Annotated in this window: 12 protein-coding genes and 1 pseudogene; 7 read left to right on the forward strand and 6 right to left on the reverse strand. The window is 60.8% G+C overall.

The annotated features are described in order from the left end of the window. Positions 1–283 precede the first annotated feature (283 nt). On the reverse strand, positions 284–1,108 hold the full coding sequence (rlmB, locus tag J3U87_RS32110; RefSeq protein WP_237379896.1) for a 23S rRNA (guanosine(2251)-2'-O)-methyltransferase RlmB: 825 nt from the start codon (positions 1,106–1,108) through the stop codon (positions 284–286). Positions 1,109–1,366: 258 nt separating this feature from the next. Between rlmB and J3U87_RS35460 the strand changes: the two are divergent. Continuing rightward, positions 1,367–1,483 (forward strand): annotated as a pseudogene (locus J3U87_RS35460) (GxxExxY protein); the annotation flags it as partial. 94 nt (positions 1,484–1,577) lie between these two features. Here the strand turns inward: J3U87_RS35460 and J3U87_RS32115 are convergent. Both J3U87_RS32115 and J3U87_RS32120 read right to left on the reverse strand, forming a co-directional pair. Next, the gene (locus J3U87_RS32115; RefSeq protein WP_237379897.1) at positions 1,578–3,113 is read right to left on the reverse strand and encodes a hypothetical protein; all 1,536 of its coding nucleotides are present in this window, start codon (positions 3,111–3,113) and stop codon (positions 1,578–1,580) included. A 206-nt stretch (positions 3,114–3,319) separates the two neighbouring features. Continuing rightward, positions 3,320–4,780, reverse strand: a complete 1,461-nt coding sequence (locus J3U87_RS32120; protein ID WP_237379898.1) for a leucyl aminopeptidase — start codon at positions 4,778–4,780, stop codon at positions 3,320–3,322. 294 nt (positions 4,781–5,074) lie between these two features. On the opposite strand from J3U87_RS32120, the gene J3U87_RS32125 reads away from it, so the two are divergent. Both J3U87_RS32125 and J3U87_RS32130 read left to right on the forward strand, forming a co-directional pair. After that, on the forward strand, positions 5,075–6,055 hold the full coding sequence (locus J3U87_RS32125) for a malate dehydrogenase (RefSeq protein WP_237379899.1): 981 nt from the start codon (positions 5,075–5,077) through the stop codon (positions 6,053–6,055). A gap of 90 nt (positions 6,056–6,145) precedes the next feature. Beyond that, the gene (locus J3U87_RS32130; RefSeq protein ID WP_237379900.1) at positions 6,146–6,778 is read left to right on the forward strand and encodes an arsenate reductase/protein-tyrosine-phosphatase family protein; all 633 of its coding nucleotides are present in this window, start codon (positions 6,146–6,148) and stop codon (positions 6,776–6,778) included. A gap of 488 nt (positions 6,779–7,266) precedes the next feature. On the opposite strand, the gene J3U87_RS32135 is transcribed toward J3U87_RS32130, so the two are convergent. The 3 genes from J3U87_RS32135 to J3U87_RS32145 form a co-directional block, all read right to left on the reverse strand. After that, a complete protein-coding gene (locus J3U87_RS32135; RefSeq protein ID WP_237379901.1) occupies positions 7,267–7,470 on the reverse strand; it encodes a hypothetical protein in 204 nt (67 codons plus the stop codon). 431 nt (positions 7,471–7,901) lie between these two features. Next, positions 7,902–8,468 carry a GNAT family N-acetyltransferase gene (locus J3U87_RS32140; protein WP_237379902.1) on the reverse strand — a complete coding sequence of 189 codons (567 nt, stop codon included), beginning with the start codon at positions 8,466–8,468 and terminating at the stop codon, positions 7,902–7,904. Between the two features lie 58 nt (positions 8,469–8,526). Further along, positions 8,527–10,626: a TonB-dependent receptor gene (locus J3U87_RS32145; RefSeq protein ID WP_237379903.1), complete on the reverse strand. Its 2,100-nt coding sequence runs from the start codon at positions 10,624–10,626 to the stop codon at positions 8,527–8,529. A gap of 682 nt (positions 10,627–11,308) precedes the next feature. Here J3U87_RS32145 and sppA point away from each other — a divergent pair. The 4 genes from sppA to J3U87_RS32165 all read left to right on the forward strand — a co-directional run bounded on the left by sppA (position 11,309) and on the right by J3U87_RS32165 (position 16,604). Further along, positions 11,309–13,087: a signal peptide peptidase SppA gene (sppA, locus tag J3U87_RS32150; protein WP_237379904.1), complete on the forward strand. Its 1,779-nt coding sequence runs from the start codon at positions 11,309–11,311 to the stop codon at positions 13,085–13,087. Positions 13,088–13,321: 234 nt separating this feature from the next. Beyond that, positions 13,322–14,209, forward strand: a complete 888-nt coding sequence (locus tag J3U87_RS32155; RefSeq protein WP_237379905.1) for a hypothetical protein — start codon at positions 13,322–13,324, stop codon at positions 14,207–14,209. A 1,059-nt stretch (positions 14,210–15,268) separates the two neighbouring features. Then, entirely contained in the window at positions 15,269–15,598 is a 330-nt protein-coding gene (locus J3U87_RS32160) for a hypothetical protein (RefSeq protein WP_237379906.1), read from the forward strand. Between the two features lie 130 nt (positions 15,599–15,728). After that, complete coding sequence (locus J3U87_RS32165; RefSeq protein WP_237379907.1) at positions 15,729–16,604, forward strand: hypothetical protein; 876 nt, start codon at positions 15,729–15,731, stop codon at positions 16,602–16,604. Positions 16,605–16,674: the final 70 nt, after the last annotated feature.

The following is a 16,674-nucleotide window of genomic DNA, read 5'->3' on the forward strand; positions in this document are numbered from 1 at the left end:
CTTGATCGCTTCGAAGTGTCGGCCGGGCCGGCCAACCTACTGCGGTGCCGACTGTCAAAGCATTCGGGAACTCTGGACACGGATCACTTCGGCTAGTTCATCGGGCCGATGAACCTACCTGGCACGACGCATCTTTCGGCATTCGGGAACTCTGGGCACGGATCACTTCGGCTAGTTCATCGGGCCGATGAACCTACCTGGCACGACGCATCTTTCGGCATTCGGGAACTCCGGGCAGGTTTGTTCCATCGAGAGTCGGTGGGGATCCCGCGGTGGCCCGGTCCTAGTCAGTGGCGCTGTGGCGCTGGCGTACGGCTTCGTAGAGTACGGCAGCCGTCGCGGCGCCCACGTTGAGGGAATCCAAGCGGCCGGCCATGGGCAGTTCCACCAGGAAGTCGCAGCTCTCGACCGTGAGGCGGCGCAGGCCCTTGCCCTCGGCGCCCATCACCAACAGCGAGTTCTCGCGGAAATCCACCTGATACCAGGGACGCGACCCCTCGCCCGCGGCCGTGCCGATCACCCATAAGCCGCGCTGCTTGGCACTGTCCAAAGTGTGGCGGAGATTGGTCACTTCGATGAGCGGCACCCAGGCGAACGCACCCTGGGACACCTGGGCCACGGTTTGGTTGAGGTGGATCGCGCGGTGTTTCGGCACGAGCAACCCGTGAACCCCGGCCCCCTCGCAGGTTCTCAGGATTTGGCCCAGGTTCATGGGGTCCTCGACCTGATCCAGGGCCACCAACAGCGGCGCGACACCCTTGGCCTCGAGGCCGTCCAACAGGTCGTCCAGATCGTCCCACTCCGGCAGGCGCACCAGCGCGCCGATCCCCTGGCTCAATTCGCCGTAGGGCGTTTCCTTGCCCTTCAATTCCTCGATCTGGCGCGAATAGGGACGAATGCGCTCGTAATCCTCGCGGCTGAGCTTGCGGGGATCGATCCACGCCTGAACCACCTTCACGTGCGGCGACGCCAAGCACTCGCGCACACCGTTCCAACCGGTGATGTAGGCCTCGTTCTTTCCGGGCTGGCGACGAGGACCGCCGAACACGGGTTTGGCGGGCTGGGACGGCCGGGATTTTTGCCATTTGTTGGCGCGTGAAGACTTCATGGAACCTGCCTGATCGGAAGATGGACCGCGGCGCGCGCGGTGGACATCATCTTACTCGCAAGCGAACGATTCGTGCGCAAGAGATTTCGGGAAATGTCGATTCGATGAGCCGGCCGCTAAAACCTGAATGGCGCGAATCGGTTTCATGAGATCATGAAGCGAGCATCGGTAAAACCTTGCGCAACGTCATAAAATTGCTAAGGAAACCAGGAACATGCTTGCTCATGAGGACCTCACCGGAAAAATCAAGCGCTTGAGCCGGTTCATTTTGCCCAAGTCAGGTCTTACCTCAAGGCTGCCGGTTTGAATCACGGACTGCTGCTCAACTTTGCCACTGCAAAACTCAACATCAAGAGGGTCATTCACACCCAATGACCTTTGAGGCTTCCTGCCTTCATGCCTTCCTTATTTTTTTACGACACGATTCCCTTAGCGCGACAAGCCGGTTAAAAGCACCGGGGTTGGGGTTTCATTGGCCCGAGCTCTCGTCGCGCGGGGCCACGGTGATGATGCCCGCGTTGCGATCCAGCGGCGAACGACGGTTCTCGCGATCCGGCCGTTCCGGCAAGTTGATGCGCGGCACCTGCAAGATGGTCCGGCTGCTGGCGCGTTCGCCGAACTCCAAACGACCGTAGACATCCAACTGGTCCTTGCTGCGCAAGGCCGAGGTGCCGTTGAGGAACAGGTTGTCCAGCCGCAGGTTGCCGCGAAGGTGGGCCCCGACGGGAATCGCCGGCAATCTGCGATTCAACAAAATACGATCGTGGCTGTTGTCGACGATGAGCGCCTCGACGGAGTACCCGTCGAATTCGATGACCAGGAACAACCCGGCCAGGCCCGGCGACAATCCACCGCCCACTTCGAGCACCTCGTCGCGGTTCTCGTCGGCAATGGTCATCTGAATCTCGCCAAGCGAAACGAGCGGGGTCTCACCGGGATTGGTGACCGAGCCGCCCTCCGGACCGTGAATGTGCAGATCGCCGAAGCGCTGATGGTAACCCTTGGTGAAGATGGTGCCGGCACCGCTGTATTGGGTCTGCTTGGGGTTCAAAACGTTGTGCGAATCCTCTTCGGGCAAGGGATCGTCGTTCGAGGCCGGGGCCACCGCGACACCCGACCCGTAGGCGTGCATCGCACCGCTCCACTGGTTCCAGGTGTGGTAGTGTACCGCGATGCGGCCGCCGCCCTGTCCCTCGCGCGCGGCAAGCCCACGGGCGCTGACGTCGAGCAGGCCCGTGCCGATGAGGGTCTCGACCGTCAACCAAATGGCGCCGTTGCTGGGTACGTGGTCATCGTCGGTCGAGGCGTAGAGATGCCCGTTCAGCGTGAGATACCGGATCTCCATGCGCAGCGCCTTGCGGCCCCCGCCCGCGATGTAGGGGAAGGCATAGGATCCGTGGGTGGGATTGGTCATGAGTTGACCGTCCTGATCGATGAGCAACCCGGCGCCACCATAACTGCCGGGCATGGCGGGATCCTCCCAGAGGATACCCAAAGGCCATTGCAACGCACTCTGGGTGGTGCCGCCCTCGATGAAGCCGCCCTCTTCGACGAGGACCGTGGTGGCCTTCAGGTGATCGGTCGCCACGCTGCAACCGGCGCCGATCTCGATGCGGTCGGCCGTCATGGTCGGCACGATGCCGTCGCCGCGCTGAAGGATTTCGAGCCGTGCGCCATCGCGCAGGATCAGTGTTCGAAAATGGCCGAAACCGTGGATGACCATGCGGGTGCCGGTCAGCACCACGCGGCCCTCCGGCGCCTTGTCGAGCTGGATGAGGCCTCCGCTGAAATATTCACCACCCGGGGTCAGAACCCGTAAGGAACGGACGTCGTCGACCGTCTGAGCCACCATACCGGCCATCATCATGTGGGCGGCGAGAGGTAGCGGCGATTCGGCCGCACACACCGGCACCGAACCGGTCGGGGTGGGACCGTACGATTGCGACACGGCTTCGGAGGAAAAGGCCAGGGTCGCCAAACATAACAAGGAGGGCAGGACAGACAAGGCGTAGACTCCCCAAAAAATGTGAGAACGTGAAGTTTGCGCCGTAAACCAAGAAGCATCGATCATGTGCTTCTATTATTTGTCAAACAGACCCGCCATGCAAGCCGCGCGTTTGGTTTTCCCGAAGGCGGAACCACCTTCGGGACGGCGCGAACCGGAAAAGGCCCCCGGCTCGCGCTTCGTCCGGCAATGATCGCCGCGGTTGGTTATGCCATTTTGGTGAGCGCCAGATAACCGGCACGAACACCGATTCCGGTGCCGCCGCCCGGATGAACTTCGTCACCCTTCTCGAAAATGCTGCAGGCGATGTCGCAATGAGCCCATTGGTAGTCGCCGGCGAAACGCTGCAGGAACAGGCCCGCCGTAATGGTACCGCCCCAACGACTCTTGCTGATGTTGGAGATGTCGGCCACATCGCTCTTGAGCATTTCCTTGTATTCCTCGACCAGGGGCAATTCCCAGAAGAGTTCGTGCGAATCGCGACCGCCTTCCAGGATCGCGTCGATCAGCGGCTGGTGGTTGCCCATGACGCCGCAGACCTTGGGACCCAGGGCGACCAGGCAGGCACCGGTCAAGGTGGCGAAATCGATCACGTAGTCCGGCTTGTAATTGCCGGCGTAGGTCAAGGCATCGGCGAGGATCAGGCGACCTTCGGCATCGGTGTTGTTGATCTCGATCGTGACGCCGGACAGCGAAGTGACCACGTCGCTGGGACGGGTGGCGCGACTGCCGGGCATGTTCTCGACCGAGGGAACCAGACCCACCACGCGGTGCGGGAAACCCAGATCCTTGAGCACGGACATAATGCCGAACACGGTGGCGCCACCGCCCATGTCGCCCTTCATTTCCGCCATGCTGTTGGCGGGTTTCAGGGAAAGCCCGCCGGAATCGAAGGTCACGGCCTTGCCGACCAGCGCGAAGGTCTTGTCGGAGCCGCTCTCGGGCTGGTAATCCATGATGATCAGCTTGCCGGGCTGGTCGCTGCCCTGGGACACGGAGAGCAGGGAGCCCATGCCCAGGTCACGCATCTCGTCCTCTTCGAGGATGGTGGTCTTGAAGCCGGCCGTCTGGGACCATTCCATGGCCAAATCGGCCAGGCGCGTGGGGGTCAACAGGTTGGCGGGCATTTGCTCCAGGTCGCGGGCGCGGTTGGTGCCGCGACACAGCGCATGCACGCGATCCACCCGATCGCCCAAATCGTCCGAGACATGGACGGTCAGTGATTCCAGTTGCTTGGGAAGCTTGTCTTTTTCCGATTTCAATTCGGTGTACTGGTAACTGCCCAGGAACAGGCCTTCCAGTGCGGCGGTGGTCTGCACCTCGTCGAGGCCGTCCAGGCTGATCACCAGTTCGGTGTGGCCCATGCCGCGCAGGGCTTTCCAGCCGGCGGCGGTGGCCCGACGGATATCGTTGTGTTTCTCGGCCTTCTCGCCGACGTTGAAGAACAACACACGACCGACGGCGAGACCGGCGGGTTTGACGGCGTAGTACTTGCCGCCAAAGGATTTACCGAACTCTTCGGATTCGACCAAAGGCGCTACGATTTCCGCGAGCGGACCCTGGACCGACTCGGGTACATTTAATAAGGTACCGTCCTTCTTCGCCAGGACCAGCAAACAGCGGCCTTCCAGGGTATTCAGGTCAGCAGATGTAACCTCAACCTTCATCTTCGCTCCTTCTCCAATTGGATTGTTGTGAGGGTGTTTTGCATGGGCCACATCATAGCCCAACCCCGAACCGGGGGCAACGCTCGCCCGAGCCATCCCGGTCCCGGAACTTTCATTTAGATCCAAATGGCGACCCCACGGAATCCCGACGCTGATCTATAATAGGCGCGTTTGACAATCGGTATGCTCCATCGTCACGCTCGGGTGACGCGTTCCGCTCCGAGGCCCCTCCTCCGAATCGCGCGCCGGCGATGGCCAAATCGACCATTGAGATTAACAATTACAGGAGTCATCATGTCCAATACGGTAAAAGTTGCGGTCACCGGCGCTGGTGGTCAGATCGGCTACAGCCTGGTGTTTCGCATCGCATCCGGTGAGCTTTTCGGCCCGGATACCAAGGTGGTTCTCAGTCTGTTGGAAATTCCCCAGGCCGTCAAAGCGCTCGAAGGCCTCGCCATGGAGCTGCAAGACTGCGCCTTCGAAACCCTGGCCGGAATCGAAATCAATTCCGACGCACAGGCGGGCTTCGACGGCGTGAACTGGGCGATCCTGGTCGGCGCCAAGCCCCGTGGGCCCGGCATGGAACGCAAGGACTTGATCAGCGAGAACGGACCGATCTTTACCGGCCAAGGCAAAGCCCTGCAGCGCGGCGCCGCGGACATGCGCTGTGTCGTCGTAGGCAACCCCTGCAACACCAATGCGCTCATCGCGGCTAAAAACGCCGGCGACGTGCCCTTCAACCGCTTCAGCGCCATGACCATGCTCGACGAAAACCGGGCTCGCTACCAGTTGGCCGCCAAGGCCGGCGTGGACATCAGCCAGGTTCGCAACATGACCATCTGGGGCAACCACTCCGCCACGCAATACCCCGACTTCTTCAACGCCACCATCGGCGGCAAGAAGGCGACCGACGTGATCACCGACCACGAATGGTTGCAGGGCGAATTCATCACCACCGTCCAGAAGCGCGGTGCGGCGATCATCTCGGCCCGCGGCAAGTCTTCGGCGGCCTCCGCGGCCAACGCGGCGCTCGACCACGTCAAGAACTTCACGCGCCCCACCGAAGACGGCAACTGGTTCAGCGCGGCCGTGCCCAGCGACGGTTCCTACGGCGTGGAAGAAGGCCTGATCTTCAGCTTCCCGCTGCGCACCAAGGAAGACGGTTCCTACGAAATCGTTCAGGGCCTGGCCCACAACGACTTCGCCCAGGAAAAACTTGCCAAGACGCAAGAGGAACTCAAGCAGGAGCGCGAAGTCGTCAAGGATCTTCTCTGAGATTCGGATCGATCGCGACCCTTTGAATCGAAAAACGAGACGCGCCGGGAATCTCCGGCGCGTTTTGTGCCTCGAGGCCAAAGAGGAAACATGCAGGACCAGCTCGAACTCGACCGATTCATTCGCGACCTGACGAACGAACCCTTGGACCTGGACGCGGACCGCCGCGCCAAGTTAACCGACCTCGCCGCCTACCTGCGCGGGAACATCGCCGCCGCCCGGCCGACGGTGCTGGTCTTCATTTGCACCCACAACTCGCGGCGAAGCCAAATGGCGCAAGTATGGGCCCAAATCGCGGCTTCCCACTTCGGCATCCCCCAATTGACGGCCCATTCGGGCGGGACCGAGGTCACGGCCTTCCACCCCAACGCCGTCGCCGCTTTGCGTTCGCTGGGCGTCGCCATCGAACGCACGACGGATTCGGAAAACCCGCGCTACGCGGTGACCATTCCGGGGCGTGCCCATGACCTGACGCTCTTCTCCAAGCGATTCGACGCCGACACCAACCCCCGCGAAGGCTTTTGCGCAGTGATGACCTGCACCCAGGCCGACGAATCCTGCCCGTTCGTGGCCGGCGCCGAGACGCGCATTGCCTTGGAATACCAGGACCCCAAGGTTTCGGACGGCACCCCGGAAGCACTGGCGACCTACCGCGCCTGTAGTCGCCGCATCGCACGCGAGCTTTTCTTCGCGTTCCGCCAGGCCACAGCGCAGCCCCGCTAAAAGCGACCCGGGTGGTGGGCGTTCCTTTCGTGCTGCGAGCCTAGATCTTTCTGAGCCACCGGCAAACCGACCACTGGGTTTCAGGTCAGAAACTGATCGAAGCGAGTCAGGCCGTTGAGCCCGCATGCGCGTAAGAGAGATAAAGCCTGTAGGTGGAGCAGCTTGCTCCACCAATCGAAGCGACCTAGAATGGATCAAAACCGATCATGGAGAGATCTAGAGGCCCGACTTTTCTGCTTCGCTCTTTTACCACTTGATCCTGCGAAGCCTGGGCTGCTTCGAAGTGTCGGGCCAGCGGCCTTACCGGCCCTGCCCAACCTCCTTCAGTGCCGACCCTCGAAGCATGCGGGAACTCCTCACATGAGTCCCTTCGAAAGGTACATCCAGCGGATGTACCTACTGGGCACGACGAATCTCTTGGCATCCGGAGACTCCAAGCGGGTAAGTTTCAAGAGGGAGTCGCTGTCTCGACCGACGGTCGCATTCGGTCACTCGTTCCAGGTGAGATAGGGATTGCAGTGCAGGTTGAGGCCCATGAAGTTGTGTCGTTGCCTGATGAGGTCGTAGATTCGGGCGATGCGACCGCAATCGCTGTGTTTGGCATGTTCCAGGTAGAGGTTCAACATGTCGAATTTGGGGAGATACGATTGTCTGGCTGCTCTGGCGAAGACCGCCAGTTGGTGTGGGTTCATAGTCCATTCCTCCATCGCGGAAATGTGTCACGATCTATGCGATACAGGTCGGGGAACGAAGGGAACCGAACGGGAAACGGAGCGAGGTCGAGGTCGTCGTCAGGCGGGGGGGATTCGGTATGAGAGCATGGTCACCGAACGAGCGATCGCCGACGACGGGGTGGCGCATGGATCGGATCACGCCATGAAAAAGAGAACATTGTTGCGCGGAAAATCTTGCGCGACCACCGAGCTCCAGTCCCCCTTTGTGACATAACTCCCATTTGTCGCCTGAATCCGTCGAAACCCGGAATAACGACCGGTTCGGTCAGCTCACGGAAGGTTTGGGGGCCGCACATAGGCTCCCTGGACCGCGAGAACTCGGCGGTGAAAAATACCCGGCCTACATGGGAAGCAGGGCTCTGGCAGAAAGTAGGGCTCTGGCGAAACCCTCAAACCAAATCGTAGCGAACCAGCGCCCGGGTTTCCGACCGTTGTGCGCAGGTCCGGAACCCCGCAGCATGGAACGCAGAGATCAGTCCGGGAAAGGCGAAGACCGGCGGCACCGAGTCCTTTTTGGGAATGATCGGGTATCCCTCGAGGATGCGACCGCCCCGCGCCTTCACGAACCCGATCGCGGCGCGCAGCAACGCCACGCTGACCCCCTTGCGACGCATCTCCTTGGCCACGAACAAACAGGTCACCGACCATACGGCCTGATCGTCGAAAGGCTTCGCCACCCGCGATTTGTCCAGACGCGGGAAGGCCTCGCGCGGTGAAACCGACACCCATCCCACGGCCTGGCCTTCGTGAAAACCGAGAATGCCGGGTTGGGCGCCCCGTTCGACCAGGGCCATCATCGCGGCGCGATTGTTTTCACCGCGGTTGGGTTTGTATTCGGCCGCCAACAGCCGGTGGTACATGCACCAACACCCCTCGCAAGCGCCGCGAGCCCCGAAGAGCCGCTCGAAGGCCGACCAGTGGTCGGCGGTCAGCCAGGCAAAATCCAGGGAGTCCATGCTTCCTCCCGCCGAAAGGGCCGCCGTGCTTTCGCGACGACGACCCCAGCCGTGAAGCTCAGAAGCGCTTGCGCGCTTCGATCCCGAACGAGCGCGGCCGCGAGGGGTAGCCGATGTCGGTGGCGGCACCCGTGAATTCGTTCGCGAAAAACTCTTCGAAGTAGCGCTCGTCGGTGGCGTTTTCGATGAAGGCCGTCACCGACCAGGATTCGGCGCGCACGCCGATGCGGGCGTCCAACAGGTTTTGGGCGCTGCGCTGGTCGTGATTGTCCACGTGCCAGTAGAGCTTGCCCAACCGCTCGTAATCGACACGGCTGACAAAACTCAGGTTCTCACCGACCGGGAACTGGTGGCGCAGGGCCAGATTGAAGCTGTGTTCGGGGGCGTTCGGGGTCTTGTTCCCCTCCACCGGTCCTTCGATCAAATCGAAAAACGGGCTCGTGTGACCGAGGCTGTCGATCTCCGTATCGGTGAGGCCTACCGATGCAAGCAACTCGAGCGATTCCGCCGGTTTGGCGCGAAGCTCCAGCTCGGCTCCCTGAATGGTGGACTCGTCGATGTTGAAGATGCCCGATTGACCGGCCGGCACGTCGAAGACGAAGACCTGCTGATCCTCGAACTCGGTGAAGAAGACGGCGCCGTTCAGCACCAGCCGACGGTCCATGCGATCCAACTTGAAACCGAGTTCGAAGGTGCGGGTGATCTCTTCGTCGTACTGGTCCGGAAAGGCCGCGGTACCGGGCGCGTTGAAGCCGCCGCTGCGGAAGCCGTCCGCCGCCGAAAAATAGGCCATGGTGCGGTCGTCGGGGTACCAGGTCAGGGAGAGCTTGCTCTGGAACGCGTCGAAAGTGTCCGAGCGCACCAGCCCGGTGGACACGTTGGTCTGCTCGCGCTCGTCGCGGTCGTAGCGGAAGGCGACCCCCACCTCGAAGTTGTCGCGTACGTCATAGGCGAACTGGGCGAAACCGGCCGAGGAATTGTTGTCGTTGTCTTCCAGAAGCGGGATCTGGGCGTCGAAATTGGTGTCCTGATCGAAATCGATGCTGATGATGGTGTCGACACTGCGTTCCCAGTCCTGATAGAAGGCACCGGCGATCCAGGTGAAACGCCGATCGTCGGGCGAGGTGAAGCGCAACTCGAGACTGGTGGCGTCGAATTCGAGGGTCTCCTCCGCTTTCAAGATGTTCACCGAGGAGAAGTCGAAATCGGCCGAGAAGAACTCGTCCAACTGGCTGTGGGCCACGACGGCGGTGAAAGTGCCCGCTTCGCTTTGGTAGTCCATTTTGATCGAGGCGTCGCGAACCTCGCGTTCGCCGAGCGGTACCAGGTTGGGAAAGGGGTCGCCCGGTTCGGTGTCGGCCAGATCGTCGGCCAAGGACAGGTAATAGGGACCGCCGTCCTCGGTGTCGGTGGCACTCAGGTTGATGCTGATGTCCAGGGCGTCATTGGGTATGAACATCAACTTGGCGGCCAGGCTCTCGTCGCGGCGGGGATCGATTTCGTCCTCGAGGGTGGCACTGTCGATCCAGCCGTCGCGATCCTGGTAGGAACCCGACACGCGGTAGAAAGCCCGTTCGGACAAGGGGCCGCTGAATCCGAAGGACAGGCCCTTCTGGGCGCCGTCACCCACGTTGGCGTGTACGTAGCCTTCCCGTTCGTAGGTCGGCTCCCTCGTGATGATCGAGATCACGCCGCCCAACGCGTTGCGGCCGTAAAGAGCCCCCTGCGGCCCCTTCAACACCTCGATGCGCTCGATATCGTAGAGATCGCGCGTCAGGGCGTTGGGGCTGGCCTGGTAGACACCGTCGATCATGACCGCGACCGGTGCATCGCCGTTGCGTACCTTGGTGATGCCGCGAACGGTCAAGGTATAGTTACCCGGGTTTTGGGCGTCGATGATGGACATGTTGGAAGTCAACCCGACGAAATCATGAACCGTGTCAATCCCTGCATCTTCGATTTCCTTTTTGGAAAAGGTAGTGATGGCAATCGGTACTTTTTGCACTTTCTCTTCGCGTTTCCGCGAGGTGACCACCGTTTCCACGTACTCGGTGATTTCCGGAATATCGGAAGCCGTCTCCTCTTCCTGAGAAATTGCGGGCATGGCGACAAGAAAAGACCATAGGATCACGAACAGACACCGGCGATGAACGGTCATGGGAAAAATTCTCCTGTCAGGGGGATGTGCGCTTTATTTTACACCGGTTTAGATAATCCCGCGCAGCAAAAGTCGGCCAGTTGGCGCCCATCCTGGCAGGGTGCGGCTGCCACTCCCGACCCGATTTGGCCGGACGGGCACGACATCGGCTCGCGGGAACCAGCAAGACCCTTGCTTTTCGACAATTAACGGACCCCCTTCCTTCGACACCCGCGACCGGTTCACATGGGTGGTTCGGCGATCCAGAAGGACCATATCGAGAACGTCCGGTTTCCGGACGGACAGCCTCCGCACTCCCCGTCGGGCCGCCCTCCCCCTCCTTTTCGCGCAATCATTCGCTGTCCGCGCGAAAATAGGATGGTTTTGGTACCGATTGACCCAGCGCCAGGCCGCGCGACACGGAACCTCAAGCGCGACCGGGACTTGCACCCCGACCCCGGCTTCGCCCATCGAAACGGTCGTCAATTCGGCAAATCCTTGCTAGGGTGAAGAAAACATCGCTCGACACCCACCCATCTGAGGGCCGATCCGGCACCCCCCACGTATTTGGTGCCGTCATCGCCGCGGCCGGATGTCGCGTCCCACTCAACTCATCCCCACGTCAAGCGTACACAGCCCCAACAGGTCCCGACAGCTCCTGGCTAGGTCACGCGGGAATGAAGTTCAACATGCGAGGTAGCTCATGAAACAGTTCTTCAAACAGATGCTCGCCGTTTTTCTGGCACTCACCCTCCTTGCGGCGCTCTGCGCCCTGACGCTCGCCGCGGTCCTCTCTTCGGGCGGCGGCGGCCCAGAAGTACACGACGACGCATTGCTGGTACTGGATCTCCAGACCCCCATCGGCGACAAACCACAGTCCGGCGACCTCGGTGCCAAGGTGCGCGACACGATCAGGGGTCGCGACGTCGAAACGATTCCCCTGCGGACGGTCCTGGAGGCCATCGACCATGCCGCGACCGACGATCGCGTGAAAGGCATCTACATCACCGGCGGGGTCAACGCCGTGAATCGCGCCAGCGGCTGGGCCACGATGCGGGAAGTTCGCGCCGCGCTGCTGCGGTTCCGCGACTCCGGCAAGCCCGTCATCGCCTACAACGAGAATTACAACGAGCGCACCTACTACATCGCCAGCGCGGCCAAAAAGATGTACATCAACCCCTTCGGCCTGCTCGAAATGAACGGGTTCGCCGCCGAGCTGCTGTTTTACGGGGAAGCCTTCGAGAAATACGGGGTCGACGTTCAGGTCACCCGGGTCGGCAAATACAAATCGGCGGTGGAGCCATTCACCCGCAAGGGCATGAGCGACGAGAACCGCGAGCAGATCGAACGGCTTCTGAACGACCTCTTTACGACCTGCAAAGCCGAGGTGGCCGAAACCCGTGGTATCGAACCCGCCGTCCTGGATGAACTGTCGGCGGGCGAAGGCTTCATCCTGGGGAACGGTGCGGTGGAACAGAAGCTGATGGACGAAGCGGCCCATTACGACGTGGTCCTGGATGCCTTGCGCGACCTGACCCGCACCGACAAAGGCGAGAAAATCGAAGGCAAGATCGACATCGCCGAATATCACGAGGCCATTGCCGAATCGCTGAAGACGGCCCCGCACAAGATCGCGGTGATCTACGCCGAGGGGACCATCGTCGATGGCAACAACGAACGGGATGCCGGTGGCAATACCGTGGCCCGGTTGCTGCGCCGCGCCCGCGAAGACGAAGATGTGAAGGCCGTAGTCCTGCGCGTCAACAGCCCCGGCGGCAGCGCCCAGGCATCCGAGATCATCCTGCGCGAAGTGGAAATGATCAAGGAGGAAAAGCCCATGGTGATCTCGATGGGTTCGGTGGCGGCCTCCGGTGGCTACTGGATCTCGAGCCGCGCCCACGAAATCTGGGCACAGCCCAACACGATCACCGGTTCGATCGGGGTATTCGGGATCTTCCCCAACATTCAATCGCTGATGAACGAGCACGGTGTCCACGCGGACACCGCCCGCACCAACCAGCACGCCGATATCTTCTCGATCTACCGGCCCAAGAACGAAGCCGAACTGGCCGTGATGCAGCAAATGGTGGATTTCATCTACGACGGGTTCCTGGACCGGGTCTCCGACGGGCGCGGCATGGCGCGCGAACAGGTCCATGAGATCGCCCAGGGCCGGGTTTGGTCGGGCGTGCAGGCCAAGGAGCTGGGCCTGGTGGACAAGCTGGGCGGCCTGGGGGACGCGGTCGCCTCGGCGGCGTCGCGCGCCGCGGTGGAAGACTACCAAATGATCGAGTACCAGGATCCCAAGTCGCTCCAGGACAAGATTCTGGAGCAGCTCGGCCTGGACGGCCAGGCGGTCGCGCCGGTGGGCCCGGTCACACGCGGCATGGATACCTTGATGGAGGCGCGCCAAGTCTTGGATCGCTACAACGATCCCAAGGGCGTCTACGCCAGCATGCCGTTCAGCCTGGACATCGACTGACGTCGATCGGCCAGGACACGATCCCCCGCCCCGGCGTCGCGGACCGCCCGGGGCGGTTTCCAACCCGAGACCGTAGCCCGAACAGGGATTTGCGCCTGCCCGCCGAAGTTGGCCCGAAACGGGTTGAGGACGTTTTGCGCCCTTACGATTGGGGATGGCGTTCATGGACGTGCTCAGGCAAAAATGGTGGGCGTATCATTCGAGCGGCCGATGGGGTCCGGCAGGAGCGTAGGCATGTGGCTTGGTGAACGGCGCGGGTACCTGATCGATTGGCTTACCCAAAAGTGGGTTCAGGTGACGGGTCGCCGCGTCAACCTGAAGGAAGATCCCTGGTTGGCAGGGCCCGTCGGCAGGACTCGGGGCATCGGCCTCGACTTTTTCGACAAATGGGCGACGGCCGAAGGTTTTGCCGTGACGCGCTTTACCTCGGGGAAGGGGCTGCTCTCGCGCTTCACCGCCCTGGCGGGTCCCACTTTCGATGCCGACGCCGTCGACCCCGCGATTCGGGAGTTCTACGAGCGCACGGCCGATTACGACGTGGACGTTTGGTCCGAATGGCGGCTGGCTTTCAAGCCTTTCGGTTTTTTGGTTTCCGTCCTGTTCAGTCGGCGTTTGCAGCAACTCAACCTGCCGCTCTCCTCTCTCGACACGAGTTGGGGCATGACTAGTGAAATATTACAGGTCACGGAACACACCACCGGCACCTTGAAAGCCAACGCCTGGGTGCGCACCCTGGTCAAATCCCGGCGAATCACCTATGTCGGCAGCTACTCCATCGTCGAGCCGAGGAACTCCTCCGGGCCCTGTGTCAAAACCGTGTTCCCATTGCCGAACGGAAACGCCATCGTGGTTCTCCGCCCGGAGGTGAAGCCGGACGGCTCACTGGTTCTGGTGTCGTCAGGATCCGGCCTGGGCGATCCGGGGTTTTATTTCACGGTCCATCGCGCCAACGGCACGGTGAAGGCTCGTTTCCTGCGGTGTTTTCGGGAACACATTCACGTTTATGCCGACGGGGAAGGGATCGTGCGGGCGGATCACACCATGTCGCTCTGGGGTTTCCAGTGCCTGCATCTGCACTATCGGATGAGGCGAAAACAGGCGCGCCCGGCACCCGTCGGGTAAGATGCCGAAAGCCCCACGGGTAGATGCATGGGGTTGGATCCGAAAGAGTAATCGGGAATTCAGGAAGTACCGAAACCAGGAAGGGTCATGGATACCGGAGTCCCTACGGATGCTGCCTTTGCACAACCCTGATCATGGTCGTGACCTTCGCCGGCAAGAGCCGTGCGTCACCAGCTCCGCGCGGCCAACTTCGCCCACGGGCATAAAAAAAGCCGCGTCGAACGGGTTCGACGCGGACTCAAAATGGTTTTCAGACAGATTTTAGTTGGTCGAGGCCGGCCACACCGCCAAATCGGGCTCGATGGAACCCGAGGGCGGAAAACCGTGCCTCGGTACCGAAGTAAGCGATCCCATCCAACCGAGCGCTCAGGCTCTCGACCAACGAATGCACGGAATGACCCGGCCTGTGGTGGTCTCGAACCGATCCAGAAGTGACGGGAGCGCCAGGGTCATGACCGCCTGGTGTCCCGGTCGCCAGCTTTCTGCCTTCTGGTGCGGAAAGCGGGCAACTGCCCGGTTTTGGATAGAGGAGTGAATGAGGTTTCTCGGCTTCGCACCCACCGACCGAATCGCAATCGATCACGGCCGGCTCGATACCTGGCCATGGCACTTCAGTGCGGAGCCCGCGGAAAACCATCATCCGCTTCGTTCCCCAAAATGTAGGCGATACCGGCCAATCGGCGTTATCAAGGATGCGGCGGATGTTGGCAAGAAACCGCCAAACCCAAGATCGCACAAGATAAATCGATTGCCACAAATGCGTCGCCCCCGAGGTACCAGGTGTTGTCGGGCCGGTGCGGAGACGGGCGCGAAAAGCGCCGGGGGAACCGACATCGCCGCGCAACGGAATGGAACAGTGTGGCGCCGATCTCTTGAAAAAAAACGTCTCGTCCTATCATAATTGCGACCGAATTGGGGAATGAGGCCCCTGGCACAGCTCGATTCGACGCTCCTTTCGAATAATCGGACGTGCACGCGACAGGGTCGACCGAGATTCTCGGCCCGACCCGCGAATTGATCCAAATGACCGGCGCCCAAGCCAGCCGGTGCAAGTTCGAATTGATCGAGCGCAACGACAACCGGTTGCAGCGCATGGTCGATCAACTGCTGGAGCTTTCCCGGCTGGGCATCCAGTTGCCTTCGCCCAGTGAACCGACCACCCCGAAGCCGGTGGTGACCTTCATGCAGCACTCGTTTCAGACGTTGGCCGCCCAGAAACGAATTCGTCTGGAGCATCAAGAGGCGACATCCGGACACCCGCCCTTCTCGAAACCGAACGCCGCCAGAACGGATGCCACCAGGACCCCTATGATCTTCCACGGCGAAGGGCTGGTATTCCCATTCTTTCCCCGTTTATTCCACGAGGAGAAGGAATTCTCATTCGAATGATGCTCCCCGATTTCCCCAAAAACAGAAAAAAACAAAAATTTTCTGGCGGGCTTTTCCAGCAAAAGGGACTGAAAGTGTGTCTGCGGTGTGAATGCCGCGAAAAAACCTTCAACCCATGGAGTTTGGATCTGTGAAAAGATATCCCCTGTTTTTCTTCGCAATTGCGGTCGCTTTTACTGCCAACTCGGCAATGGCCGAAACCCTGAACTGGTACTTTACCAGCGACAACACCCTCGACGGCGTGGTCACCAACGAATACGAAGTATCGGTCACCGGTCAGATCAATAAAAAGCATTTCTACTTCCACCCTGAGAACGAAACGGCACCTACTTCCTTTTTCAGCATGGGCAATATCGAGACAGACGCCGAGGACGTCGGCGGCGCGAGCCGGATCACCTTCGAAACCTATGCTGCCGACGGCACCTATCGCGGCGCCGGCGAATATATCGGCGGCGGTCAATATCAGGGGACCTGGTATGACAGTTGGGGCGGTAAAGGCGATTTTCTGCTCGATACCGCTCCCGGTGTGGAAATCCCCCCGGAAAACGGCGTAAAGGTCGATACCGTTCAAGAGTCCGTTTGGGCCAGCTCCGCCTATAACGCGAACCCCGCCAGGGCCATCATCGACGGGGTCATCGGCGCCAACAACAGCCCGAACACCTGGATTTCCCATACGACCGATGCGACGCCCACGATTGGGTTCGATACTCAAACCACCGCGGTCGTCACCCACTACCGCATGTCCCGCGCATACTGCAACGGGGAAGCCTATATCCCCGGTACCTGGAACATGTACGGCAAAAACGACAACACGAGCTGGACACTGATCGATACCGTCGACATCGACCAAGGCGACGCCTTTCCGATCAATAGCTGCGGCTCTTTCGGTGAATACTATGTGGTCGACAATCCTGGCAGCTACAAGTCCTACAAATTCGCCTTCATCGCTTCTTCCCAAAGCAACAATGTCGGCGTCGGCGTCGGTGAAATCGAGTTGTACCAGTAAATCCTACATACATGGACCACGTCGGTCCTTCCAAGTGTCGAACCTGCCCGCCGCCGATCCGGTTCCGGCT

It is taken from the genome of Sulfidibacter corallicola (assembly GCF_017498545.1).
GTDB classification, from domain to species: domain Bacteria; phylum Acidobacteriota; class Holophagae; order Acanthopleuribacterales; family Acanthopleuribacteraceae; genus Sulfidibacter; species Sulfidibacter corallicola.

Coding starts and splice junctions, on each gene's coding strand:
- rlmB (WP_237379896.1), bottom strand. CDS start 1,108: ATGAAGTCTTCACGCGCCAACAAATGGCAAAAATCCCGGCCGTCCCAG.
- J3U87_RS32125 (WP_237379899.1), top strand. CDS start 5,075: ATGTCCAATACGGTAAAAGTTGCGGTCACCGGCGCTGGTGGTCAGATC.
- J3U87_RS32120 (WP_237379898.1), bottom strand. CDS start 4,780: ATGAAGGTTGAGGTTACATCTGCTGACCTGAATACCCTGGAAGGCCGC.
- J3U87_RS32155 (WP_237379905.1), top strand. CDS start 13,322: ATGTGGCTTGGTGAACGGCGCGGGTACCTGATCGATTGGCTTACCCAA.
- sppA (WP_237379904.1), top strand. CDS start 11,309: ATGAAACAGTTCTTCAAACAGATGCTCGCCGTTTTTCTGGCACTCACC.
- J3U87_RS32130 (WP_237379900.1), top strand. CDS start 6,146: ATGCAGGACCAGCTCGAACTCGACCGATTCATTCGCGACCTGACGAAC.
- J3U87_RS32140 (WP_237379902.1), bottom strand. CDS start 8,468: ATGGACTCCCTGGATTTTGCCTGGCTGACCGCCGACCACTGGTCGGCC.
- J3U87_RS32135 (WP_237379901.1), bottom strand. CDS start 7,470: ATGAACCCACACCAACTGGCGGTCTTCGCCAGAGCAGCCAGACAATCG.
- J3U87_RS32145 (WP_237379903.1), bottom strand. CDS start 10,626: ATGACCGTTCATCGCCGGTGTCTGTTCGTGATCCTATGGTCTTTTCTT.